Source organism: Microcoleus sp. D3_18a_C4 (genome assembly GCF_036702415.1).
Taxonomy (GTDB): domain Bacteria; phylum Cyanobacteriota; class Cyanobacteriia; order Cyanobacteriales; family Microcoleaceae; genus Microcoleus.
In genome coordinates this window covers 1-25,207 of sequence record NZ_JAUBTI010000096.1, presented here as the reverse complement: position 1 = coordinate 25,207, position 25,207 = coordinate 1, and the positions used below count along the sequence as shown (strand labels likewise).

The 25,207-nt window shown below is 43.7% G+C and carries 16 protein-coding genes; 11 read left to right on the top strand and 5 right to left on the bottom strand.

The genetic code is table 11. The annotated features are described in order from the left end of the window. Positions 1 to 364: 364 nt before the first annotated feature. A complete protein-coding gene (locus QUB16_RS27145; RefSeq protein WP_333320971.1) occupies positions 365 to 1,282 on the bottom strand; it encodes a histone deacetylase in 918 nt (305 codons plus the stop codon). Positions 1,283 to 1,359: 77 nt separating this feature from the next. Between QUB16_RS27145 and QUB16_RS27140 the strand changes: the two genes are divergently transcribed. The 4 genes from QUB16_RS27140 to QUB16_RS27125 all read left to right on the top strand — a co-directional run bounded on the left by QUB16_RS27140 (position 1,360) and on the right by QUB16_RS27125 (position 10,359). After that, positions 1,360 to 1,869 (top strand): hypothetical protein, encoded by a 510-nt coding sequence (locus tag QUB16_RS27140; protein ID WP_333320969.1) that lies wholly within the window; start codon positions 1,360 to 1,362, stop codon positions 1,867 to 1,869. A gap of 654 nt (positions 1,870 to 2,523) precedes the next feature. Next, positions 2,524 to 7,215 carry a PAS domain S-box protein gene (locus QUB16_RS27135; protein ID WP_333320967.1) on the top strand — a complete coding sequence of 1,564 codons (4,692 nt, stop codon included), beginning with the start codon at positions 2,524 to 2,526 and terminating at the stop codon, positions 7,213 to 7,215. Then, positions 7,205 to 9,232: an adenylate/guanylate cyclase domain-containing protein gene (locus tag QUB16_RS27130; protein WP_333320965.1), complete on the top strand. Its 2,028-nt coding sequence runs from the start codon at positions 7,205 to 7,207 to the stop codon at positions 9,230 to 9,232. Before QUB16_RS27135 ends, QUB16_RS27130 begins: the two co-directional genes overlap by 11 nt. Before the next feature lie 236 nt (positions 9,233 to 9,468). Beyond that, positions 9,469 to 10,359, top strand: a complete 891-nt coding sequence (locus QUB16_RS27125) for an alpha/beta fold hydrolase (RefSeq protein WP_333320963.1) — start codon at positions 9,469 to 9,471, stop codon at positions 10,357 to 10,359. A gap of 1 nt (position 10,360) precedes the next feature. Here QUB16_RS27125 and QUB16_RS27120 read toward each other — a convergent pair whose 3' ends face one another. Both QUB16_RS27120 and QUB16_RS27115 read right to left on the bottom strand, forming a co-directional pair. Then, positions 10,361 to 11,608: a transposase gene (locus QUB16_RS27120; protein ID WP_333320961.1), complete on the bottom strand. Its 1,248-nt coding sequence runs from the start codon at positions 11,606 to 11,608 to the stop codon at positions 10,361 to 10,363. A gap of 731 nt (positions 11,609 to 12,339) precedes the next feature. Beyond that, complete coding sequence (locus QUB16_RS27115) at positions 12,340 to 13,218, bottom strand: Cof-type HAD-IIB family hydrolase (RefSeq protein ID WP_333320959.1); 879 nt, start codon at positions 13,216 to 13,218, stop codon at positions 12,340 to 12,342. A gap of 504 nt (positions 13,219 to 13,722) precedes the next feature. Here QUB16_RS27115 and QUB16_RS27110 point away from each other — a divergent pair. The 6 genes from QUB16_RS27110 (at position 13,723) to QUB16_RS27085 (ending at position 23,105) form a co-directional block, all read left to right on the top strand. Then, the gene (locus tag QUB16_RS27110) at positions 13,723 to 19,251 is read left to right on the top strand and encodes an ATP-binding sensor histidine kinase (protein ID WP_333320957.1); all 5,529 of its coding nucleotides are present in this window, start codon (positions 13,723 to 13,725) and stop codon (positions 19,249 to 19,251) included. 48 nt (positions 19,252 to 19,299) lie between these two features. Further along, the gene (locus QUB16_RS27105) at positions 19,300 to 20,712 is read left to right on the top strand and encodes an adenylate/guanylate cyclase domain-containing protein (RefSeq protein ID WP_333320955.1); all 1,413 of its coding nucleotides are present in this window, start codon (positions 19,300 to 19,302) and stop codon (positions 20,710 to 20,712) included. 82 nt (positions 20,713 to 20,794) lie between these two features. After that, entirely contained in the window at positions 20,795 to 22,015 is a 1,221-nt protein-coding gene (locus QUB16_RS27100) for a heparan-alpha-glucosaminide N-acetyltransferase domain-containing protein (protein ID WP_333320953.1), read from the top strand. A gap of 109 nt (positions 22,016 to 22,124) precedes the next feature. Continuing rightward, positions 22,125 to 22,499, top strand: a complete 375-nt coding sequence (locus QUB16_RS27095) for a hypothetical protein (RefSeq protein WP_333320951.1) — start codon at positions 22,125 to 22,127, stop codon at positions 22,497 to 22,499. 18 nt (positions 22,500 to 22,517) lie between these two features. Further along, entirely contained in the window at positions 22,518 to 22,853 is a 336-nt protein-coding gene (locus QUB16_RS27090; RefSeq protein WP_333057897.1) for a hypothetical protein, read from the top strand. A gap of 45 nt (positions 22,854 to 22,898) precedes the next feature. Next, positions 22,899 to 23,105, top strand: a complete 207-nt coding sequence (locus QUB16_RS27085; RefSeq protein ID WP_333320949.1) for a DUF433 domain-containing protein — start codon at positions 22,899 to 22,901, stop codon at positions 23,103 to 23,105. A gap of 109 nt (positions 23,106 to 23,214) precedes the next feature. On the opposite strand, the gene QUB16_RS27080 is transcribed toward QUB16_RS27085, so the two are convergent. Then, entirely contained in the window at positions 23,215 to 23,748 is a 534-nt protein-coding gene (locus QUB16_RS27080) for a HEAT repeat domain-containing protein (RefSeq protein ID WP_333320947.1), read from the bottom strand. Positions 23,749 to 24,087: 339 nt separating this feature from the next. Beyond that, complete coding sequence (locus QUB16_RS27075) at positions 24,088 to 24,282, bottom strand: hypothetical protein (protein WP_333320945.1); 195 nt, start codon at positions 24,280 to 24,282, stop codon at positions 24,088 to 24,090. Positions 24,283 to 24,353: 71 nt separating this feature from the next. Between QUB16_RS27075 and clpP the strand changes: the two genes are divergently transcribed. Next, positions 24,354 to 24,962, top strand: coding sequence for an ATP-dependent Clp endopeptidase proteolytic subunit ClpP (gene clpP / locus QUB16_RS27070; protein ID WP_006635758.1), 609 nt, complete (start codon positions 24,354 to 24,356; stop codon positions 24,960 to 24,962). Positions 24,963 to 25,207: the final 245 nt, after the last annotated feature.

The following is a 25,207-nucleotide window of genomic DNA, read 5'->3' as shown; positions in this document are numbered from 1 at the left end:
AGTTATTATGACTTTATAGTCATCCTAGCTATCCCCTAAGTATCGTTACTCAGTTTCGGCTAAACGAATCGCACCCATATATTATCTATTGTAAGAGACTGTTGGCGAATTCGCAGGGGGTGTTACCCCTCACCTCTGGAACGCAGCATTTTCGTTCGCTAGTGGTAGTTGATAGCTATATGGTCAATTAGACATTTAGTGTAGACCCACTATTTTTAGGGGTGAGGGGTGAAGCCCGTTATTGATTCGCCAACAGTCTCTTGTAATGCCACTTTAGCCAGTTTTTAGTAGGAATTTATACCTTAAACACGCAATCATCTCGCCAAACAATACTGAAGTCAATTTTAAATCTCGCCGCTCTGCATCAAAGTCGGTACTGCCTGTAGGCTTGGCTTGCCGCTCGGTGCAGGAGCGAATGTCGGTAAACTAACCCATTCATGTCATCGGAATAGCCCCCGCCAATCACGCAGGCAACGGGATAGCCGCCAGCCAAACACGCCATCAACACTTGCATTTCCCGGCGAAATAAGCCCGTATCAGTTAAAGCTAATTTTCCCAGTTTGTCACCGTGATGAGGGTCTACTCCAGCATCGTACAAAACTAAATCAGGCTTGACATTTGACAGCAAATCGGGTAAGAATTTATCCAATGTTTGTAAATATTCGTCGTCCTCCATACCCACAGGCAAAGGTACATCTACATCGCCCTTTTGTTTAGTGCCGGGAAAATTGACTTCGCAGTGCATTGAGAAAGTAAAAACGCTGCTGTCATCTTGGAAAATTACGGCGGTTCCGTCTCCTTGGTGGACATCTAAATCGACAATTAAAACTTTGCGAACTAAACCAATTTTTTGCAAAACGCGAGAGGCGATCGCCAAATCATTAAAAATACAAAAACCCGACCCAAAAGCAGGGAAGGCGTGATGAGTTCCGCCCGCAGTATTGCAAGCCAAACCATACTCTAAAGCGAGCTTGGCAGTTAGTACAGTTCCCGCCACCGCAGTGCAAGTGCGATTAGCAAGGGCCCGACTCCAAGGCAGACCAATTCGCCGAGTCGCTTTGTCATCGAGCGTTCCGTTGCAGTAAGCTTGAACATAGGAGTGGTCGTGGACTAATTCAATCCATTCTTGAGGCGGAAGTTCGGGAGCGTGAAATTGCGATTTATCTGCTACCCCGTCCGCGAGCAGCATCTGGTAAAGCATCCGAAACTTTGCCATCGGGAAGCGGTGATCCGGTGGCAGAGGTGCAACGTAATCTTCGTGGTAAATAATTGGTAAGTCCATTAAAATTATTGTATAACGAATGAATCTCCAATTGAACGCCTGCAATCTCAAATTTAAATTCGCTGGAGAACCTGTATATGCAACAACTAAAAACAGTCTGGCAGTCCGGCAGCACCGACCCCGAAAATGCTGACAATCTCGATAATATCAGTCAGTGGTGGGGAAACCTCAACGGCAAAGAAATTAGCTGGGTAGAGCGACTGATTCCGCAAATCGGCGGTCTGAGCGAAATTCACTGGCACCCCCAGCGTTTTGACGAAACATTTGTGATAGTCAATCCTGAAATTCGGGAGGAAACTCTCTATTGGTACATACCCGATTCTCCCGTCCGACGTAACAACACTGTTGACAAATTAGAACTTGACAACTTGCAACAGCAATTGTACATCTATCCTCAGTTGGAATCGGAACTGGTAATTCGCGTAGGAATTCCCGAAGTTAAATATCAAACACTTGAATTGAACAATCCCGAAATCGCCTTGGGGGAAGATAATATGCTACTGCTGTGGGAATCTGACCAAGAACTCGAAATTAAAATTTACTTTAGCAGTGAAAATATTGCTAAACTTAAGGAATTGTTGGCATAGAAAAGACCGAGAAAATAGTTTATATCGTAGCCTTTGGGTGCGAGGTTGATTGCTATATACTCTGAGTCACCTATAAATATCTTAAGACTGAGGGGCGGGTGCGTCAAAACCGAGATTTTTCACAGCCATACTTTGTTGCAGGGACAAGAGTAAAACAACCGGTTTCTTCGCCTCGCGGTACGTCCCGGTGTGTATCTCGGCTAAAATCCTTTGAAGGTGGCAGCAAAATGTCAAGAAACTGGCGTTATCCTCCTGGGACTTTTAATGCAAAAGTCAAGCAAAAAATAGTCCTGGACGCATCAACCTGGTTGTACGAAAATAGTTGGTCGCAGCCCTTAAACACAATTAAGAAACCCGGTTGCTTGGGTCGGCAGTGCCTAAGCGAGGATTGTTTTTCTGCCAACTTAATTGGGACATTAAATAAGGGGGTTTGTTGGGGAAATAAAATGTGGTTAAGTACGGTTAATTTGAGTGGAAAACTTAAGACAAGCCACGAATAAGTTTAAAAAATAGAAGGTGCGTTAGTTGATGGCTAATATCTAAAATTAATCCTCGATTTGCTGAGGTTGAAAAGGTTTTATAAATAATTACGAGCGGAAGGACTCGCTAAATTTATTAAATCATCAATCGGCTACTAGCACTAAAAAAACCACAATGGTCAGACAAAAAATGATATTTGACAAAGAAAATATTCACATTTTAATTATTGACGATCAACCCCACAACCTGCGGTTTATATCAAAGATATTGACGAAAGAAGGGTATAAAGTTCAGCGGGCGATTTCGGGAGAAATGGCGGCTAATGCTAATTTTACAGTTGTCCCAGACTTAATTTTGCTAGATATTGCCATGCCCAAAATGAACGGATACGAAGTCTGTGTCCGACTGAAAGCTAATGAGGAAACGAGTGAGATACCGGTTATTTTCTTGAGCGTTTTTGATGATACTTTTCACAAAGTCAAAGCTTTTGAAGTCGGCGGTGTTGACTACATTACTAAGCCTTTTCAAGTGGAAGAAGTTTTAGTGCGGATCGAAAGTCAATTGACTATACAACAGCTATCAAAACAATTAAAACAGCAGAATGCCCAACTGCAACAAGAGGTAGAATTTCGCAAGCGGACAGAACAATCACTCCGGGAAAGCAAAGCGCGGTTGCAGAAATTGGCTGTCAATATACCGGGAGTTATTTATCAATTTATCAAGAAGCCCGATGGAAGTTTCAAGTTTGAATATATTAGTTATGCGTGTCGGGAGATTTACGAATTAGAGAGTGAGGAAATATTAAAAAATCCCGACTTGTGCTTCGATCAAAATCATCCAGATGACCGAGAATATCTGGTCAAACAAATTGCTACTAGCGCCCAAACTTTAGAACCTTTTGCCTTTGAATGGCGGATTGTTACACCGTCGGGGAAACTCAAATGGCTGCAATCTAATTCTCGACCAGAAATGCGCGATAATGGCGATATTGTTTGGTATGGCGTACTTTTTGATATCAGCGATCGCAAGCACGCAGAAATAGAAATGGCTGGAGCTAAAGCTGCTTTAGAACGGCAAGTTCAGCGAGAATTGCTGATTGCAAAAATAACTCAGGAAATTCGATCGAGCTTGCAGCCCGAACAAATATTTCAAATAGCTGCTACTCAAATCGGTCAGGCATTCTGCGCCAATCGCTGTTTGATTCATACTTACGTTACTACCCCCCAAGTCGATATTCCTATGGCGGCCGAGTATCTCGAACCCGATTGCCCATCTATTCGGAACGTACCTGTTCCAATTTGGGGCAATCCTCACGTCATACAAATGATGATACAAGATATGGCGATCGCCTCCAACAATGTTTATTCAGACCCTCTTTTGCAAGCTGCTCAACCTATTTGCCAGAAGGTTGGGTTAAAATCGATGCTGGCAATTCGCACTTCCTACCAAGGCATGGCAAACGGCGCTATCTGTTTGCACCAGTGCGATCGTTACCGGGAATGGACTCCCGAGGAAATCGACTTATTAGAAGCTGTGGCAGCTCAAGTAGGGCTCGCTATCGCTCAAGCTAAACTGATCGATCGAGAAAAAAACCGAATTCAGCAGCTCGATCGGCAAAATAAACTGCTGCAAGCAGAAATTCGCACCCGCATCTGCGCTGAGCAAGCTCTGCAAGAATCTGAAGCAGAATTGCGGGCTATTTTTGCCGCCATGACTGACACAGTTTTAGTGAGAAATGCAGAAGGGCGCTGCCTCAAAATCGCTCCGACAGCATCAACGAATTTGGTGAAGCCTGCAAGCGAAATGATTAACAAAACGGCACACGAAGTCTTGCCCAAACCTATAGCAGATTTAGTATTAAATGCCATCCAACAAGCTCTAAAAACGAAGCAAACCCTCAATGTTGAATATAGCTTTAAAGTCGGAGAGCGCGACGTTTGCCTCGATGCTAAAGTGTCTCCGCTGACTCCAGATTCAGTGATTATCGTGGCGCGAGATATTAGCGTTCGCAAACAAACAGAATCCGCACTCAGAGAGAGCCAGCACTTTATTCAAACGATCGCCGATTCCAATCCCAACCTATTGTACGTTTACGATGTAATTGAACAGCGGAATGTTTATACCAACCGACAAATTTCGACTATGCTCGGATATACCGCCCAAGAAATACAAGATATGGGTACAGAAATGATGCCAAAATTGCTCAACCCCGATGATTTGCCAGAGTTTTTGGAAAGCGTCAAAAAAGTGGAGCAAGCCCAAGACGGTGATGTCATTGAATGTCAATACCGCATGAAACACAAAAACGGTGAATGGCGGTGGATGCACAGTTGGGATACAGTATTTCTCAGAACAAGCGATGGTAAACCCAAACAAATTCTCGGCACTGCTAATGACATCACAGACCGCAAATTAGCCGAAGAAAAACTGCTAGCATCGCAGCAAAGAATCTCGTTTTTATTGCAGCAAACGCCGATCGCAGTTATCGAGTTAAACCTCAATTTAGAAATTATCACTTGGAATCCCGCAGCCGTTGCTATTTTTGGCTACAGCGAGCAAGAAGCGATTGGTCGAGTCGCCTCCGATTTGATCGTACCTGAAAGCTACCACCCGCAATTATCTGAGATTTTCAATCACGACTTGAATGCCAAATCCAGCGGCACTACCGAAAATCTGACTAAAGACGGCAGAATTATCATCTGCGAGTGGTACAATACTCAGCTAATTGACGATAACGGTACAGCAATCGGCATTGCTTTAATGGCTGTAGATATTACGGAACGCAAGCAAGCAGAAACCGAACTGCAAGAAAGTGCTTTACGACAAAGAGCGATCGCCCGCATCATTGAAAGAATGCGGCAAACTTTAGATATCCGAGAAATTTTTCACGCCACAACCCGAGAATTGCGCCAAACCATGAAGTGCGATCGAGTCGCTATTTACCGTTTCAATCCAGACTGGAGTGGCGAATTTGTAGCGGAATCCCGTGACCAGAAGTGGGTTTCTTTCATCCAAGCACAAGAACTCGATTCTCACCTTACTGAAGGCGCTTTAGACAGCGACCGTTGCGTCGTTAAAGAATTAGATAGCCCCTCACAAGAAGTACGCGATACCTATTTGCAAGAAACCCAAGGCGGAGCCTACAGCCGAGGTAAAACTTACCTTTGTGTCCCAGACATTTACAAGCAAGGATTCGATAGTTGTTACATCAATTTGTTAGAAAGATTTCAAGCTAAATCATACATTATTGTGCCAATTTTCTGGGGGAAAACGCTCTGGGGATTACTAGCCTCCTATCAAAATTCAGCTCCCCGCCAGTGGAGCGAAGCTGAAATCAACGTTGTAGTTGATGTAAGCACTCAGCTAGGAGTAGCATTACAGCAAGCGGAATTGCTCGCTCGCACTCAAAGGCAGTCAATGGAACTGATTAAATCCAAAGAAAACGCCGAAGTTGCCAACCGCGCCAAAAGCCAATTTCTCGCTTCCATGAGCCACGAACTCCGCACGCCTCTCAACGCCATTCTCGGTTTTTCCCAAGTCATGGCCCGCAACATTTCTATCACGGAAGAACAAAAAGAATACATAAAAATTATCAACCGCAGCGGCGAACATTTGCTGGAACTCATCAATGATGTTTTGTCAATGTCCAAAATAGAAGCCGGTCAAATTACCATCAATCCCAGCCGCTTCAATCTCTACAACCTTCTCAACAGTCTCAAAGAAATGCTGCAACTAAAAGCCAACTCAAAAGGTTTGCACTTAATCTTGGAAAATACCGACGATTTGCCGCAGTACATTCAAACAGACGAAGCTAAATTGCGGCAAGTTTTAATTAACCTGCTCGGCAACGCGATTAAATTTACTCAACACGGAACTGTTACTTTGCGCGTCAGCAGCCAAGCTGAAAAAAACGCCACAGAAGAAAACAAATTCCAATTGTATTTTGAAATTGCCGACACCGGACCCGGCATTTCTCCCTCGGAAATTTCCACATTATTCAAGCCATTCGTGCAAACCGAAACAGGTCGGAACTCCATGCAGGGGACTGGTCTCGGATTGCCGATCAGCCAACAGTTTGTTCGGATTATGGGAGGAGATATTGATGTTGAAAGTCAACTCGGTCAAGGCACAACTTTCCGATTTAATATTTCCGTTAACTTAGTAACAGAAAGTGATGAACAAGAAAAACCACCGATTAAACAAGTTATTGCTTTAGAAGCCGGACAAGAAACTTATCGGATATTAATAGTTGAAGATGTAGCGGAAAATCGCCAACTGCTGCTTAAGCTCCTCGTACCGCTGGGATTTGAAGTCCGCGAAGCAACTAACGGTCAAGAAGCAATTGCTTTGCAGTCCACTTGGAAGCCCCACCTGATCTTAATGGATATGTTGATGCCAGTGATGGATGGTTACGAAGCGACAAGACAGATTAAGAAAACTCTAGAAGGTAAAGAAACAATAATTATTGCCTTGACTGCCAGTGCTTTTGACGAGCAGCGGCAAATAATTTTGTCTGCTGGTTGTAACGATTTGATCTGTAAACCGTTTCGGGAAGAGGTACTCTTTGAAAAGATAGCGCATCACCTCAACCTGCGTTATATTTATGAGAAAGAAAACTTATCTACTTCTTTGGCAGCACCCACGCTGCTTAAAAGTTTGACCACCGAGGATTTGAGTGTAATGCCCACAGACTGGGTGGTCGAGTTGCACCGAGCAGCACTTTGTGTTGACGACAACCGCATCCTCGAACTGATCGAGGAAATTCCCGAAACTGAGGCAAATCTCGCTAACGCTTTAACAGATTTAGTCGATAATTTTCGGATAGATATCATTATCGACTTAACTCAATTATATTATGATGAATGACCATCCATTACCAGCCACTCCTAAAGACATTCTGATCGTTGACGATATGCCGGATAACTTGCGACTTCTATCGACTATGCTGACATCTCACGGGTATCATGTCAGGAAGGCTATTAACGGACACTTGGCTCTGCAAGCGGCAAAAATATCTCCTCCCCATATAATTTTACTAGATATTAATATGCCGCAAATGAACGGTTATGAAGTTTGTGAGCAGTTAAAGTTAAGCGAAAAAACTAAAGAGATTCCGGTAATTTTTATTAGTGCGCTAGATGATGTGCTGGAAAAAGTTAAAGCTTTTCAAGTAGGAGGAGTGGATTATATTACTAAACCATTTCAAGTAGAAGAAGTCTTAGCCCGGGTTCAAAACCAGCTTTCCCTTCGTTGGCTGCAATCCAAACTGCAACTGCAAGCTAGGGAACTGCACGATCGCAATTCTAGATTGCAGGAAGAAATCGCAGAACGGCAGCGGGCCCAAGAATCAATCCGGTTTTTGCTGGAAACTACGCGGGCGATCGGCGAAGCTGTAGACTTTCACTCAGCTTTAGAAGTAATTCTGCACCAAGTGGGCGAAACAATCGGATGGGATGTAGGAGAAGCTTGGATTCCCGATGCAGAAGGAACTGTGCTGCAATCTGCCCGGGGCTGGTATGCCAGCAACGCGGGGATGGAGGCGTTCCGCAGGCAAAGCGAACAACTGACATTTGGCATGAATATAGGGCTGCCGGGACGAGTTTGGGCATCCAAGCAACCGGAATGGGTAGAAGATATTTCCCAGGGCTACCCGAATTTTTTACGAAGTCAGATAGCACTAGAACTCGGATTCAAAGCGGGTTTTGGCGTGCCGATTTTGGTAGGCGATGAAGTATTGGCAGTGCTAGTTTTCTTTAAAATTTCGTCTGGTGGGAAAGACGCACGATTTATAGACGTTTTTAATGCCGTCGGCACTCAATTAGGTTCTTTGATTCAGCGCAAACAAGCAGAAGAATTGCTGCGTATTGCCCAAGAAAAATATCACAGCATTGTACAAAATGCTATGGAAGGCATTTTTCAAAGCACGCCTTCAGGAGGCTATCTCAGCGCTAATCCAGCTTTGGCAAAATTGTACGGTTACGACTCGCCAGAAGAACTGATGTCCGAGATTAAAAATATTGCTCAGCAACTGTACGTTGACCCGGAACGCCGCCTCGAATTCGTGGCTGCTATGGATACTGAAAATGCCGTTTCGGGGTTTGAATCTATGGTATGTCGCAAAGACGGGCGCCGGATTTGGGTGTCAGAAAATGTTCGGGCTGTTCGAGATTCAAAAGGTGAGCTGCTCTACTATGAGGGTACTGTTTCTGACATTACAGAACGCAAATTAGCGCAAGAAGCGCTCAAAGTTCAACAAGAACAAAGCGAGAAGTTGCTGTTAAATATTTTACCCAAACCAATCGCAGAACGCTTGAAGGCAGAGCAAAGCACGATCGCCGACAGTTTTGCCCAAGTAAGTGTTTTATTTGCTGATATTGTTGGCTTTACTGAGTTGTCTGCTAGAATGTCTCCCACCGAGTTGGTAAAGCGCTTGAACGTAATTTTTTCCCACTTCGACCAGTTAGCTGAAAAGTACGGTGTGGAGAAAATTAAGACTATTGGCGATGCTTACATGGTAGTCGGGGGGTTGCCTACGCCGACACAGGATCACGCCGAGGCGATCGCCCAAATGGCCCTGGGAATGCAGGCAAAAATAGCAAAGTTGTGCGCCGAGACAGGGGAAAAACTGGCAATTCGCGTCGGCATCAATTCCGGGCCGGTGGTTGCGGGAGTGATAGGTGTGAGCAAGTTTACCTATGATTTATGGGGAGACACGGTGAATGTAGCGGCGAGGATGGAAGCTACGGGTTTTGCCGGCAGAATTCAAGTTACTGATGTTACTTATGAGCTTTTGAAAGATAAGTATTTGTTTGAGAGGCGAGGCGTAATTCCGGTAAAAGGTAAGGGGAATATGATGACTTATTGGTTGCTACAAAAAAAGTAAAAATTGGGCATTGGGCATTGGGCATGGGGCATGGGGCATTGGGCATTGGGCATCGGGGATTACAACAAATAACCAATAACAAATAACCAATAACCAATAACCAATAACCAATAACCAATAATTCATGACTACTGACTACTGACTACTGACTACTGACTACTGACTACTGACTACTGACTACTGACTACTGACTTCTGCTATGATGAAAGTAGTTAACGAAACTTTACATAATAGCCGTGACTGCACAACAATTAGTATCTGCAACGAGTTTTGAAAAGCTAATTTGGACTTGGAAAGGTCACAAAATCCAATATACCGTCCAAGGAACCGGCCGCCCTCTGATCTTGATTCACGGATTTGGGGCTTCGATCGGACATTGGCGGCAAAATATCCCCCCACTAGCGGCCGGCGGCTATCGCGTATTTGCTCTGGACTTGCTGGGATTCGGTGCTTCCGCCAAACCAGCCCTAGATTACACTCTGGAATTGTGGGAAGAATTGCTGACTGATTTCTGGGCGGATATGGTACAAGAACCGGCTGTATTTGTGGGGAATTCGATCGGCGCTTTGCTGAGTTTGATGGTAGTCGCCAACCATCCAGAAATATCAGCCGGCGGTGTCTTAATCAACTGTGCCGGCGGGCTCAACCACCGGCCCGACGAACTAAATTTCCCGCTGCGAGTAGTGATGGGGACTTTTACTAAATTAGTTCGATCGCCCCTGATCGGCCCCTTCGTCTTCAACAACATCCGCCAAAAACACCGCATCCGCAACACCCTGCGTCAAGTCTACGGGAACCGCGAAGCCATCACTGACGAACTCGTAGAACTCCTCCACGCCCCCTCCTGCGAGCCCGGAGCTCAACAAGTGTTTGCATCGATTCTCACAGCCCCTCCAGGCCCTCAACCGTCAGAATTGCTGCCCAAAGTCGATCGTCCGTTATTGGTACTTTGGGGCGCAGACGACCCCTGGACACCCATCGCCGGCAGCCAGATTTATCAACAATTGGCCGCCAACGATAAACCAGTGAAATTTGTTTCCATTCCCAACACAGGCCACTGTCCCCACGACGAGCGGCCGAGTGAAGTCAACGCTCTGATTTTGGACTGGCTGGTGGAAGTGAAGTGAACTACCCAACACCCATCTGAGTACAGATAGGGTGTGGGCTTCCCAATTCAACGGGGATTGCCTCAGCCTTCATGGATTTTTTACGTCCTGATGACCTTGGTCTGACATCCCCTCCAAGGGCAGAAGCGCTAGTTCCTAACGCCAAAACTCGCAAGCCTTCGTTTTTAATATTTATTGCAGCGTTGATGTCTCTATCATGGCGATGCAGACAGTGAGGACAATCTACAAGTCTTACACCCAATGAATCATATCCTTTTTGCAGTATTGGGATGGGTAGTAGAGTCTCGCTACAAAGTTGAGAAGATGGGAAAAACCGCCCTATTTCCTGGTAGGTGTGACCAAATCTCTCGGCTTTGTACTTGAGCATGGTTAGAAAAATTCCCCATCCTTGGTCTGATATTGCTTTTGCCAAGTTGGGATTTTTAACCAGATTCTTAACTGCCAAATCTTCTACACAAATAACTTGGTTTTCGTAGGCTATTTTGCGAGATAGCTTGTGTAAAAAGTCTTGTCTTACTCTAGCTACTTTGCTAGAGACTTTAGAAACTAAAAGTTTAGCCTTGCGACGCTTGTTAGAGGTTTTATCCGTCTTTTGGGCTAATTTCTTTTGTTTGCGTTTTCTATTCCTTTCTAACTTAGCCAATTGCTTCTTAGGTAGGTCGTATTTTGAACCCTCTGAAGTTATAGCAAAGTTTTTCAACCCCAAATCAACACCGATAGCTTCTCTAATTGCGATGGCGGGCGTATCTTCTTGGTTAAAAAGAATAGAAGCATAGTACCTACCATCTGCGTTTCTCGATATTGTTACAGTCGTGAATTTAGCATCAGGAAGGTCTTGGTGAAACACGGTTTTCATTAACCCCAAGTTACCAGGAAACTTGATTACAGAATCCTGTGGCATTAGTTTCACATTTTGGGGATATTGAATCGATTGCTTACCATGTTTAGATTTGAATCTCGGAAATTTAGCGCGTCCCTCAAAAAAGTTTACAAACGCGCTTGAAAGATTGAATGTTACTCGTTGTAAGACCTGACTATAAGCTTGTCCCAACCATTCATATTCCTTTTTCAAACCAGGAAGCAACTTGTCCATCGCAGCTTTAGAAAGACCTTTCCTAGTTTCTTTATACGCGGTAGTAGTGGCATTGAGCATATAATTCCACAACCATCGAGTATTGCCAAAACATTGAGCCAAGTAGGATTCCTGCTCGTCGGTAGGATAAATTCTGATTTTCACTGCTCTGTACATGGCATCGACCTTACCGTGTTTACATATTCATGGTAACATAAATTAAAAATATGTCAACTCACCACAAATATTTGGCTCGTTTCCGACCTGTCCTCGAACGAAAGCTATCGCATTGTCCGAGGACTGTCGTCAACTCACGCGCAATTCATCTCAACACTGACCTGCTGGGTAAAGGTACAGTGTGAGCTTTCTTGCTGTTATAGGTAAAATTTTTCTGGTGAAGGCAAGGGAGAGGGCGATCGACCAAAACCCTTACCTTCCAAAGGTTCTACCTCGATCCACCGCACCTGCACCCAGGCTTGGAAAGACTAAAAAAAAAACTTTGGTAAAAAGTATTGACACAATTTACTGAGTCAGCTATATTGATGGACGTGTGAGGAGCGAACCAGAAGAAGCACCGAGACGAAACACGGCCAGTCGTCGGTGCTTTTTCTGTGGAAAGGCATTTTTAAAGTAGTAGGGACACGGCAATGCCAAGGAGTGTCAACTTAAGGCTGAAACCCTTGGGATATCTCGTTCATAGCTAAGTCTAGATCCCCCTAAATCCCCCTTAAGAAGGGGGGTAGGGGTTGACTTTGAGAGCTTCCTGTCCCCCCCTTCTTAAGGGGGGCTAGGGGGGATCTGGCCTGAATAGTCAAACAGCATTCTGTGACTTGGTTTGAGATTAAGTTGACACTAATGGGCAAAGCCGTGTCCCTATAATTTTGGGAAGATTATTTGTGCTGCAAATATCAGCCGCCCAAAACAAATTGTTCGATCGCAGCCGCCACCCCATCTTCCTCCACATCCGGCGCCACCCAATCAGCAGCAGCCTTCACCCCATCAGGAGCATTGCCCATTGCCACGCCAACGCCCGCGTAGGCAATCATTTCCACATCATTAAAATTGTCGCCGATCGCCATCACATTCGCCGCCTGCAAACCCAAAAGTTCCTCCGCTAAATACTGCACCGCATCTCCCTTATTCGCCAAAGGATGCGTAGCTTCAAAAAAAGTAGCAACGGATCGAGTCAAATAAAGCTCTGCAGGCGTGTAGCGCTCCCGCATACTGCTGAGCAAGCCGTCGAGTACCCCCGGATTCTCGCACAATGCCAAAACTTTCGTCGGTTCCCCCGGAATATCTCGCCGCAAATCTTTAATCACCATTGGTTCAATGCCCGATCGTTCGGCATAAATTCGGGTAGCTGCGGTAATTTCCGGCACGTAAAGTTGGTCGTCAATGTAGAAATGGATCGAAAGCAGCGGTCGCAAATGCGGTTCTTCAAAATAATCTAACAGTTGCAGAGCAGTTTGTTTCGACAGCGGCAAGTGCCGCAGCCGTTTTTGAGTAGCGTGATCTTGAATCCATGCGCCCTGGTAGCAAATCAGTGGCAATGTTGAGCCGATGTCGCGGTGAAAACGCAAAGCTGATCGGTACATCCTGCCCGTAGCGACGGCCACTTTCACTCCCCGCGACGAGGCCGCCAAAATTGCCTGCTTGACTGGTTCTCGGATGTCGTTTGACATACCTGCGATCGTGCCGTCTATATCCACTACCAGCAATTGAATGTCTGCGGTGCCAAAAGCGCGATCGGTCGCATTAGCTGGATTTGAGGCAGTTATATTCTGCATGATTTTTTTAGATTTTAGCTGTAGATTTGCACGCACCCGTTTATTTTGGCACTGCCGGGATAGCAAAGTGCCACTTCTGATTTTTTGAATACTAAAATAATATAGATAACTAAATAAGCGACAAAAAAGTATCTAGGAGGACTCTTTAGGGGAGCATCTCAGTTTTTTAAAAAGCATTTTTTTTATTGTAGTGCGAGCGTCCCCGCTCGCGTATCGTACAATACGCGAGCGGGGACGCTCGCACTGTAAATGCAAAACTGAGATGCTCCCCTCTTTAGGGATGGATTTAGCTAAGCTATATCATAGTAGCCAGTTTACTGCCGTAAAAACCGCACTCGACCGGCAATGTGTATTTTCACTTACTTAATAATACTTGTGGTCAAAAAGAATGCAACTCTCAGCCCGCGCTCCAAACCCTTATATCATCAATCATTCCCAATCTAAAATCTAAAATCTAAAATCTAAAATTGTATAGCCGCATCTTTGAAATTACCCCTAACTATCATGATTTCTATTCCGGGATACCGCATTGACGGAGAACTTTATACAAACCCTCACACAGTTATTTATCGAGGGATGCAGCTTGAGGAACAAAAACCCGTTATCCTCAAAACTCTCACGCCGCCATACCCTAACCCAGCGCAAATATCCCAACTGCTGCACGAATCCGAAATTCTTAAAAATTTGAATTTACCCGGAATAGTCAAGCTTTACAAAATAGAAACATACAATCACTTTCCTGTTTTAGTTTTAGAAGATTTTGGTGGTATTTCCCTAAAAGACTTTCTCAGCAACAACCAGCTAGAGTTACAACAATTTCTGCATATTGGCATCAAACTAGCAGAAACTATTGGGCAACTCCACGAACACCACATCATCCATAAGGATATTAAACCCAGCAATATTATTGTCAATATCGAGACAGGAGATGTCAAGATTGCTGATTTTGCGATCGCCTCCCTGCTACCGGGCGAAAACCCCGCCCCCAGCCATCCCCATTTACTCGAAGGCACTCTCGCCTATATGTCTCCTGAACAAACGGGGCGCATGAATCGGGCGATCGACTACCGCACCGATTTTTATTCTTTAGGCGTCACCTTTTATGAGATGCTTTGTGGCGAATTGCCTTTTCAGGCGATCGATCCTATGGAATTAGTCCACTGCCATATTGCCAAAACGCCAGTTTCTCCTTGGGAAAACAGAAAGCAAAAAGTACAAAGCAGAAGCATCGAAGGCAGAATCAATCAAGTAGGAACCAAGGAGATTCCTCAAGTCGTTTCCGATATCGTCATAAAACTCTTAGCAAAAACAGCCGAAGACAGGTATCAAAGTGCTTTCGGACTTTTGTACGACTTGGAAAATTGTCTCGTTCAACTGCAAACTACAGGCGAAATTTCCCACATAACCCTCGGCGAGCAAGATCGGTCAAGTCACCTGCAAATTTCCCAAAAATTTTACGGGCGAGAAGCAGAAGTTAATATGCTTCTTAGTATCTTCCAGCGGATGAGGCGGGGCAATACAGAAATCGTGCTGATTTCTGGTTCAGCAGGTGTGGGCAAATCGTCGTTAGTATATGAAGTTTACAAGCCGAATCGGCGGGAAAACGGGTATTTTATTGACAGCAAATTTGAGCAATTTAAGCGCGATATTCCCTACGCTTTTTTGCTCCAAGCTTTTCAAGATTTGTTGCGACAAATTTTCACAGAAAATGCCGCAAAAATCCATATTTGGAAAGAAAAAATTTTAAAAGCACTCGGCGGCAACTGCCAAGTAATTATTGAAGCTATTCCTGAAGTAGAACTGATTGTCGGGCCGCAGCCCCCCGTCCCAGATTTAGGAGCAAATGAATCTCAAAATCGCTTTAATTTAGTATTTCAAAACTTCATCCGCGTCTTTGCTCAAAAAGAACACCCCCTAGTAATTTTCCTGGACGACTTGCAGTGGGTCGATTCAGCATCTCTCAAGTTAATAGAACTGCTAGCAACTGACCTGGGGACTCAATATTTATTAATAATTGGAGCTTATAGAGAGCAGGAAGTAGATGCAAATCATCCCCTAATGCTGACCGCTGAAGCAATTAAAAAAGCAGGCGGTACTGTGAGGGCGATCGCCCTTTCGCCTTTAGATATCAACAGCGTCAACCAATTTGTTGCCGATACTTTGAACTGCGCCCCAGAAAAATCCCTAAGTTTAGCAGAATTGCTTTGGCGAAAAACTGCGGGAAATCCCTTCTTTTTAACTCAATTAATAAAATTTATTTACTCAAAAGGTTTAATTAATTTTAAACTTTCACCATCGAATAATTTGGTCGAGCTAGCTGAACCTAACCTGTCGGGCTTAGCGCAACCAATCTCAGAGCAAATTGTGAAAAAATGCCATCTTACAGGCGAGTGGCAGTGGGATATCGAACAAATACAAGAAATGGGAATAACTGACAATGTTGTAGAATTAATGATAGATAACATTCAGAAACTTTCAAAGAAGACTCAGGAACTGCTTAAATTAGCCGCTTGTATCGGGAACAAATTTGATTTAGAAACTATCTCGACACTCGCCGAAAAACCTCTGGCGTCCGCAGAAACAGACCTCGGAGAGGCACTTCAGTCCGGTCTGATTTTGCTCGTGAATAACGCCTACAAAATTCCGATCGCACTAGCAGCACGCACCGAAGTAACAGACACAATATCTAGAGACTTTACCGATGAATTTTCCCTACCAGTGGCTGATGTTTCGAGCGCAACTTACAAATTTTTGCATGAGCGAGTGCAGCAAGCAGCTTATGCTTTAATATCCGATTATCAAAAACAAAAAATCCATCTCAAAATAGGCAATTTTTTACTGCATAATTCACCGCCAGAGCAATTAGAAGAGCATATTTTTGATACCGTAAACCAACTAAATTTAGCGAAAGAAATCATCCGCAGCCAATTAGAACAATTTCACTTATCCCAATTAAATTTAATTGCAGGCCGCAAAGCAAAAGCAAGTGCAGCTTACGAACTTGCCCTCAAATATTTAACCGCAGGTATTGAACTGCTTCCCCCCGAAAGTTGGCAAACTGACTACGACTTGACTCTGGCACTCTACGAGTCAGCAGCAGAAGCTGCTTACCTCAATACCGACTTTGAAGCAATGGAAAAATGGGCGAGAATTGTCCTGCAACACGCAAAAAATGAACTAGACAAAATCAAAGTGTTTGAAATCAGAATCATAGCTTGTGCGATGCAAACAAAACTCCAAGAATCGGTAAAAATTGGTCGGGAAGCACTAAAAATGTTAGGAATTAACTTTCCAGAATCGCCGATTCCCCTCCACATTCAGCAAGCACTGGCTAAAACTGCCGCTTATTTAACCGAAATAAAAATAGAAGATTTAATTAACTTGCCGCTGATGACAAATCCGCACAAATTAGCAACTATGCGCGTGCTTTCCAGTATGTTTTCAGCTACATTTATAGTTGAACCTGTGCTGCTGCCGCTGATTGTGTGCGAGCAAGTTAATTTATCTATTAATTACGGGAACTCTACTTTTTCTGCCTTCGGTTATGCTAATTACGGAGCAATTTTAAAAGGAATAGTTAGAGATATTGAATCGGGCGAGCGCTTTGGTCAATTAGCTTTAAATTTGAGCGATAGATTAAATGCGTTAGAATTCAAAAGCAAAACGCTTAATTTAGTAGCATTCATTTTGATGAACGGCAAGCATCACGTTAAAGACTCTTTGCCGCTATTAGAGGAGGCCTATCAAAGCGCGCTAGAAAATGGGGATTTAGAATCTGTCGGATATTCAGCCGTAAATATTTGTCAGTCTTTGTATTTCATCGGTCAAGAATTGCCACAACTGGAACGAAGAATGGTAAGTTACAACCATTTGCTGTTTCAACTCAAGCAAGAAACTGTATTGACTTGGAATCACATATATCGGCAAACTATTTTGCAATTGATGGGAAAATTGGAAATTCCACACCTTGTATTAGGTGAAGCATACAGCGAAGAAAAATTGTTGTCGCTGCTGTTGAAAGCTAACGATCGGGTGGGACTACAGCACTTTTATTTGCAAAAATTAATACTAGCCTATTTATTTGGAGATACCGCTACAGCGCTAGAAAATGCAGCGCAAGCCGAAGTATATTTAGACGGAGTTGCAGGCTTTATTAATGTTTCTGAATACCAGTTTTACGATTCTCTAGCCCGCCTAGCAGCCTATCCATCTGCAACAGAGGAGGAACAAGAAGAGCATATTTTTTACGCTGTCAGTAACCGAAAAAAACTGCAACAAAAAGCGCTTTCTGCGCCCATGAATCTTCAGCATAAATGCGACTTACTTACGGCAGAAAAAGCGCGTGTTTTGGGCAATGTTGTGAGAGCAATGGAATATTACGATCGCGCAATTGACGGAGCCCAAGAAAACGGATACATACAAGTACAAGCACTAGCAGCAGAATTGGCAGGAGCATTTTATCTATCCATAGGAAGAGAAAAAAATTCTAAAACTTACTTGACAGAAGCGCGTTATTGCTATCAGCGCTGGGGAGCAGCAGCCAAAGCAGCGCATTTAGAATCGAAATACTCGCACTTGCTAACTTCCGGCTCGATTTCAACTAATATTGAAACTCACAAATCTACCAGCAGCGCTTCCACTACGAACGACGCTGCAGGCGTGCTAGACTTGACTACCGCAGTGAAAGCATCGCAAACCTTAGCGGGCGAAATAGTTCTAGACAAACTGCTGGCCAAAATGATGAAAATCGTTATTGAAAATGCCGGGGGGCAACGAGGGTTTTTAATACTAGAAAAAGAGGGCCAATGGGTGATTGAAGCATCAGGATCTGTAGATGTCGATCGCGTGGCTGTCATGCAATCAATTCCGATAGATTTTGTAGCCGACGATCGAGAAGTAACTTTGCTAGCAGTTGCAGTTGTGAATTACGTCGCCCGCACCCAGGAAAGTATAGTTTTAAACGATGCCAGCCGCGAAGGACAATTTACTCGCACACCCTATATAATGGCGGTTCAACCTAAATCTATTCTTTGCACTCCGTTAATTAATCAAGGTCAACTCACTGGGATTCTATATTTAGAAAACAATCTGACTACAGGCGCTTTTACCCAAGACAGGTTAGAAATATTAAAACTGCTGTCTTCTCAAATTTCTATCTCCATCGAAAATGCCCAACTTTACGCCAACTTGCACCAATTCAATCAGAATCTCGAAAATTTAGTACAGCAGCGTACCTCCGAGCTCTCCCAAACTTTAGCAGACTTAAAATCGGCTCAAAATAAACTGGTAGAATCGGAAAAAATGGCTGCCCTCGGAGGGTTGGTTGCAGGTGTTGCCCACGAAATCAATACTCCCATCGGCATAGGCATCACCGCCGCCTCCCTGCTTGCTGAAAAAGCCACAAAGTTTTTTGAGGTTTACAGTAACGGCCAAATAAAACGTTCCGATTTAGAAAAGTTTCTGGATACCGCCGTGCAAAGCAGTAATATGATCTTATCTAACCTCACGCGGGCGGCCGACTTGATTCACAGTTTTAAAGAAGTAGCTGTGGATCAGTCTAGCGAGTTAAAACGCACGTTTAATGTTAAAAACTATCTAGAGGAAATTTTGACATCCTTAACAGCCAAACTAAAAAGAACTAAGCACAAAATACAGATTAAGTGTGATGAAAATATTGTAGTGGACAGTTACCCCGGCGTAGTGTGTCAAATTGTGACAAATTTGGTGTTGAATTCCCTAATTCACGCCTACGATGGAGAAGACGAAGGCGTTCTGGCTTTTGATTTCAAACTAGAGGGCGATCGGCTAATATTTGAATATGCCGATAACGGCAAAGGAATTGACCCAGAAAATCTCAGTAAAATTTTTGAACCGTTTTTTACCACCAAAAGAGGTCAGGGAGGCACGGGATTGGGACTGCACATTATTTATAACCTTGTTACTCAAAAACTAAAAGGCACAATTAGCTGCACCAGTCAACTAAATAAAGGGACAAGGTTTATGATTGAATTTCCCGCTAAAATGAGCAATTAGTTATTAGACCGCCAACATGGATATAAGTTTTATATAGGAGAACGATATATGTCAGAAGCTAGTAAAAACCTGTTGGCTGCAGGCGATGACGAATTAATCGCGGCGGGTGACGATGAATTAATATTTGCCGAGGAAGACGAGGCGCAACAACAACCGCTAGAAGAAAGTTGGAAAATATTAATTGTCGATGATGAAATAGAAATTCATAATATTACTAAATTAGCATTAAGCGATTTTCAATTTGAAGGTAAAACTATAACATTTATTAGCGCTTACTCAGGAAAAGAAGCTAAAGAAATAATCCAAAATAACTACGACATAGCATTGATTTTACTCGATGTAGTTATGGAAACCGAAGAAGCAGGCTTGGAAGTAGTTAAATACATCCGCGATATTTTAAATAATCAAATTGTGCGAATTATTTTACGAACTGGACAGCCCGGACAAGTACCAGAAGATGTAGTAATTGTCAGCTACGATATCAATGATTACAAAACCAAAACAGAACTTACTAACAAAAAATTATTTACCACAGTTGTCACCGCACTGAGAGCATTTAGATCGCTCAATCAAATCGAATCCAGCAAAAGCGAACTCGAAAAAATAGCCGCCGCATCAGCCCGTTTTGTACCCCGTGAATTTTTGAAATTTCTAAAACGAGAAAGCATCGTTGATGCGAGACTAGGAGACTCTGTACAAGCAGAAATGACGATTATGTTTGCCGACATTCGCTCATTTACAAGTCTGTCCGAAAGTATGTCTCCCCGAGAAAACTTTGAATTTCTTAACTCTTACTTAAGCCGAGTTGGCCCTGTTATCCGCCAGTACAACGGTTTTATAGATAAATACATTGGTGACGGGATTATGGCTTTGTTTCCTAACAGGGCTGAAGATGCTGTGCAAGCAGCAATTGAGATGCAGCAGCAAGTAAAAATTTATAACAGACACAGGCAAAACAGTGGCTATCAACCTATTTCGATAGGGATTGGCTTGCATACGGGTACTTTAATGTTAGGTACGATTGGCGAAGCGGAACGAATGGAAAGTACGGTAATTTCTGATGCCGTTAATTTAGCTTCCCGCGTCGAAGGATTGACAAAGCTTTATGGAGTTGCTATTGTAGCTAGCGTCCAAACCCTTTGCCGAATAGACGATCCTCAACATTACAAGTGCCGATTTCTCGATCGCGTTCAAGTAAAAGGAAAACAAACACCTGTTGCTGTATTTGAAATTTACGATGGCGACTCGGCGACAATGATCGAACTAAAAGCACAAACTCAAACTTATTTTGAACAGGGAATTTTTTTTCACTACCAGCAGCAATTCGCGCAAGCAAGGCAAATGTTTCTGCGCGTTTTGCAAATCAACAAGTATGATAAGGCAGCATCTTTTTATGCAGAACGCTGCGATATGTTGATGAAAAATGCAGTCATTATGACTCTGGAAGGTATTGAAATTTAGCTAATGGGTAATGGGTACTTGGCAATTGTAATTAGTAGTTTTTATTTCTTCACTCTTCCTTCTTCCTCCTCCCTTCTTCCCCATGCGCTTCAAATCCCTTGATGTTTTTCGCGGAATTGCGATCGCCTCGATGATTCTAGTCAACAACCCCGGCAGTTGGAAACAGGTGTATCCGCCGCTAGAGCACGCAGAATGGCACGGCTGCACCCCGACAGACTTAGTATTTCCGTTTTTCTTGTTCATCGTTGGCTGCGCGATGTCTTTCTCGCTATCTAAATATATTCAAAATTCTCCTAAAACAGGAATAGAAACCTCAAAATTTACACAAACAAAGGAAAAATCAGAATCCGCCAAAAACCCTCTTCCTTCTTCCTTCTTGCTTCTTCCTTATTCAAATATTTACTGGCGAATTGCGCGCCGCGCCGCGATTCTATTTCTATTAGGATTGCTGCTAAATACATCTTCGATCGCCCTTGACGTACTTCTCAACAGCGCCCCAGTGGAAAACTTCGGTAAAATCCGCATCATGGGAGTATTGCAGCGCATCGGCTTAGCTTATTTCCTCAGTGCGATCGCCATTCTCAACCTCTCTCCCCGCAATCAAAAACTGCTCGCTGTTGCCGTGCTTTTGGGCTATTGGGGCGCACTAACCGTATTTGCTGTAGGGGGGTACACTGCCGGCGAACTCACGCCAGAAGGAAATTTAGGAGGATATGTCGATCGGCTAATTCTCGGTAGCCAACACCTGTACAAAGGCGGCCCCTTCGATCCAGAAGGATTGTTGAGCACCTTACCAGCAAGCGTTACAGTCCTAATCGGCTACTTTACCGGAGAATGGCTGCGAGTACAGCCAATCAAAACCCGCACCAGTATCAACTTAGCAATCTGGGGATTCCGTTGCGTGGTAATCGGCCACTTGTGGGGATTTTCCTTTCCGATCAACAAACAACTTTGGACGAGTTCCTATGTAGTTTTTACTGCTGGTTGGGCGTTGTTATTGCTAGCATTTTGCTACCAAACAATTGAAGTGCGGGAGTGGAAATGGGGGAGGCCCTTTGAAATCATGGGAGTGAATGCAATTTTCCTGTTTGTTGCTTCCGGTATAGTTGCCAGAATTCTGTTAAAAACTCATATCGGTACTGGTGAAAATGCTCCAACTACCTACACTTGGATTTACGAGAACTGGTTTGTGCCGTGGGCGGGGCCGCTGAATGGTTCCCTAGCATTTGCCGTGACTGCGGTATTATTTTGGTGGTTGATTTTGTATGGAATGTATCGCCGTGGTTGGGCGATTAAAATTTGAATTGTGGGTTGTTAAACAAGCGCGTTTGCTGGTAAGTTGTGAGCAAGGGGCTTGACAATCAAAAGCTGTTTGTAGTATAATTTTTATATATTTTTATACGGTTTTTGACGTGGATATTCTAATTGAGTCAACAAGGGAATTTGAGAAAGATATTGCGCTGCTAAATGAAGATGAGAAAGCCGCAGTAATTCAAAAAATTAATTATTGTGCCAGCCTTTTTCCTACTCAAAAATCAAAGGTGTATCGCAAGCTGCGTCGTCTCCCGCTATCGTCAGACCTGAATGGTTACGAGTCTTCGCTTTATACGCTACGAATTTCTCAAAAACTAAGAGTGGTTTTGGCGGTTGACGAAGACCCAATTTTTGGGCAAGCTATTTTTACTCTTTTTCGAGCAATTCAACACGACGAACTCGATCGAGCGTATAAGGGTGTAGCAGAGTCTTTGTATCAAGACCTACTTCAGCGCGATCGAGAAACTGCCTAGATATAATCAGCTTAAGTTATGGCGCAAAACCTTATTCTCTGTGATGAATATGGCATTATTTACGAAGCTATGAAAATTTTGCCAGATGACGAGCTAAAGATTAGTTTTCTGGAAGCTTTAGCAGAACTTGAAGACCAGGAATGTCACAGGACGAGACAATTTCCCAAAACGAGACTGCATAAAGTTAAGGGTGTGAAGCAGGCAGTTTATCGTGCTGATATTGATAAAGTCTCAGGCTGGCGCATCCACGTTCAGTACGTCAACGGACAGATTCATCTCAAGGATATTATTGAAGGGCAAAGACACGACAATGTAATTGAGGTGATTAAATCAAAGAAATCCCGCTACCAGTAATCCTAGCAAAGATATAATCTATAAAAATCCAGTGGAGATTTAGCGATGGAAACTAACAAACCCTTCGAGCAAAGTGATACCTGGACTGAAGAAGATTGTCTTGATGTCACAACCTTTTCTTTGCAATACGCAGCTACTATCTTTCATAGCGATCGCGATATTTTAGGTGGAACTCCTGTCTTTATTGCTACTCGCGTCCCGATCGAGACTCTACTTGATTATCTCGAAGCTGGTGATTCGGTCGATCAATGAATTTTTCGACCATTTTCCGGCGTTGCTTAATCAGGGTCTGAAAAAAATAAGTTTAAAATCCAGAAGCTTTGTGGATACTGGTTTCTATGACTGGCATATTTAGCCTTTCCTACCCTAAATCAGCAACGCCAGATTCTCTAAAATACTCTAATATCATATTTGCATCGTCACGAATTAGTTCTTCAGAAGATTGAGTTGCCTCTTTGATAATCATTATTGCTTCAGGAGTTTCGAGTTCTGCTAATGCCCAAAGAGACTTTCTTGGCACAATGAACCATATATCATATGACCAGCGGTAGGTCAATGCTTTAGATAATGCAGGGACTGCTCTTTCATCCCGCAATACCTCCAAAATTTCAATAGCTAGTTCGTGGAGACCATAATGGCTCTCATTATTGAGGAGTTGACAAAGTATAGGAGTGTAATCCTTTGATAGGTTACTCCAGGCTGCGCTCATTGCAAATGAAGCACCAGGATAATCAGGATTTGAAACATATTTTTCAAACTCTTGAATCACTTCACTGATTGAAGGGGGCGATGCCGCAAATTCTTTTTTCATTTCCTGCAAAAATCTAAATGATTCTTCGGCATTTGAAGCCTCTTTGAATAATTGCAGATATTTCTCAATCGTATCAGTCAGCATTACTTTAGCCTCTCAATCTTAATTATGTTTCGGTTGAAAAAGGCAACTTCATCAGGGCTTTTACCGAGAAGAATACTCACAACGCCACCTCTTTCAAGTTTCAATTGAGGGGTTGTCGAGCTTTTTCCAAAAGAAGGACGGCCAGGAAATATTCCTGCGGCTGATGAGTGTGTTTCACCCATTTCAGTCAACCCATCGGGTGTACCATCATTTAGGCGTTGCTTAATCAGGGTCTGAAAAAAATAAGTTTAAAATCCAGAAGCTTTGTGGATAGTGGTTTCTATGACTGGCATATTTAGCCTTTCCTACTCTAAATCAGCAACGCCCATTTTCCTAGTGTCAGCCGCGATCGAGCGATTTCAGTTCTCTCAATGATACGATCGCCACATAACAAAGTTGATTGATGTCCGTTTCCTCAACATCGATCGCCTGCAGGATCGGAAATCCGATCGCACCCCCGCCACAACTTCCACAAATTACCGCCCCAACCCCGCCCAGTTCAAGGATTTTGCCGATTTCTCGATCGCACGCCACCGATCGCTAACTATAACTGAGCCCTAATCGCTAAAATTAAAAAAAGATACGTAATAGGCAGGCAGGCGTCAATGATCCCAACAGTTATAGAACAATCCGGTCGCGGCGAACGCGCCTTTGACATTTACTCGCGACTCCTGCGCGATCGCATCGTCTTCTTGGGCCAACAGGTTGACTCAGACTTGGCTAACCTGATCGTTGCCCAATTGCTATTTTTAGACGCCGAAGACCCGGAGAAAGATATTTACCTCTATATCAACTCCCCAGGGGGTTCGGTAACAGCAGGTATGGGCATTTTTGACACGATGAACCACATCCGCCCCGACATTTGCACTATTTGTCTCGGTTTGGCAGCCAGCATGGGCGCTTTTCTGTTGAGTGCCGGCGCTAAAGGCAAGCGGATGAGTTTGCCTCACTCCCGGATTATGATCCACCAACCTCTAGGCGGAGCTCAAGGCCAAGCAACCGATATTGAAATTCAGGCAAAAGAAATTTTGTACCACAAACGCCGCCTGAACGAACATCTTGCCAACCATACCGGTCAGCCGCTTTCTCGCATTGAAGAAGATACCGAACGGGATTTCTTCATGTCCGCTGAAGAAGCAAAGGACTACGGATTAGTCGATCAAGTGATCGATCGCCGTCCTTCCGCCAGCCGCCCGATCGCCGCTGTCGTCTAAATAAAAAGTTAAAAATCAAAAATGAGGAAATATTCTTCATTTTTGATTTTTAATTTTTAACGTTCAAAAGTAGCTCTTTAATGGATAAACGGGTGGCGAGAAACCGGGTTTTTTACCCTAATCTTTGGTTCTCAACCTTAATCTCTGTAAAAAACCCGGTTTCTTTAATCGGGAGCATCTCCGTTTTGCATTTATAGTGCGAGCGTCCCCGCTCGCGATTTGTAGCATACGCGAGCGGGGACGCT

Excerpts from the sequence above, each read along its gene's own strand:
- QUB16_RS27145 (WP_333320971.1), bottom strand. The coding sequence starts at position 1,282 with ATGGACTTACCAATTATTTACCACGAAGATTACGTTGCACCTCTGCCA.
- QUB16_RS27140 (WP_333320969.1), top strand. The coding sequence starts at position 1,360 with ATGCAACAACTAAAAACAGTCTGGCAGTCCGGCAGCACCGACCCCGAA.
- QUB16_RS27135 (WP_333320967.1), top strand. The coding sequence starts at position 2,524 with ATGGTCAGACAAAAAATGATATTTGACAAAGAAAATATTCACATTTTA.
- QUB16_RS27130 (WP_333320965.1), top strand. The coding sequence starts at position 7,205 with ATGATGAATGACCATCCATTACCAGCCACTCCTAAAGACATTCTGATC.
- QUB16_RS27120 (WP_333320961.1), bottom strand. The coding sequence starts at position 11,608 with ATGTACAGAGCAGTGAAAATCAGAATTTATCCTACCGACGAGCAGGAA.
- QUB16_RS27115 (WP_333320959.1), bottom strand. The coding sequence starts at position 13,218 with ATGCAGAATATAACTGCCTCAAATCCAGCTAATGCGACCGATCGCGCT.
- QUB16_RS27110 (WP_333320957.1), top strand. The coding sequence starts at position 13,723 with ATGATTTCTATTCCGGGATACCGCATTGACGGAGAACTTTATACAAAC.
- QUB16_RS27105 (WP_333320955.1), top strand. The coding sequence starts at position 19,300 with ATGTCAGAAGCTAGTAAAAACCTGTTGGCTGCAGGCGATGACGAATTA.
- QUB16_RS27100 (WP_333320953.1), top strand. The coding sequence starts at position 20,795 with ATGCGCTTCAAATCCCTTGATGTTTTTCGCGGAATTGCGATCGCCTCG.
- QUB16_RS27090 (WP_333057897.1), top strand. The coding sequence starts at position 22,518 with ATGGCGCAAAACCTTATTCTCTGTGATGAATATGGCATTATTTACGAA.
- QUB16_RS27085 (WP_333320949.1), top strand. The coding sequence starts at position 22,899 with ATGGAAACTAACAAACCCTTCGAGCAAAGTGATACCTGGACTGAAGAA.
- QUB16_RS27080 (WP_333320947.1), bottom strand. The coding sequence starts at position 23,748 with ATGCTGACTGATACGATTGAGAAATATCTGCAATTATTCAAAGAGGCT.
- clpP (WP_006635758.1), top strand. The coding sequence starts at position 24,354 with ATGATCCCAACAGTTATAGAACAATCCGGTCGCGGCGAACGCGCCTTT.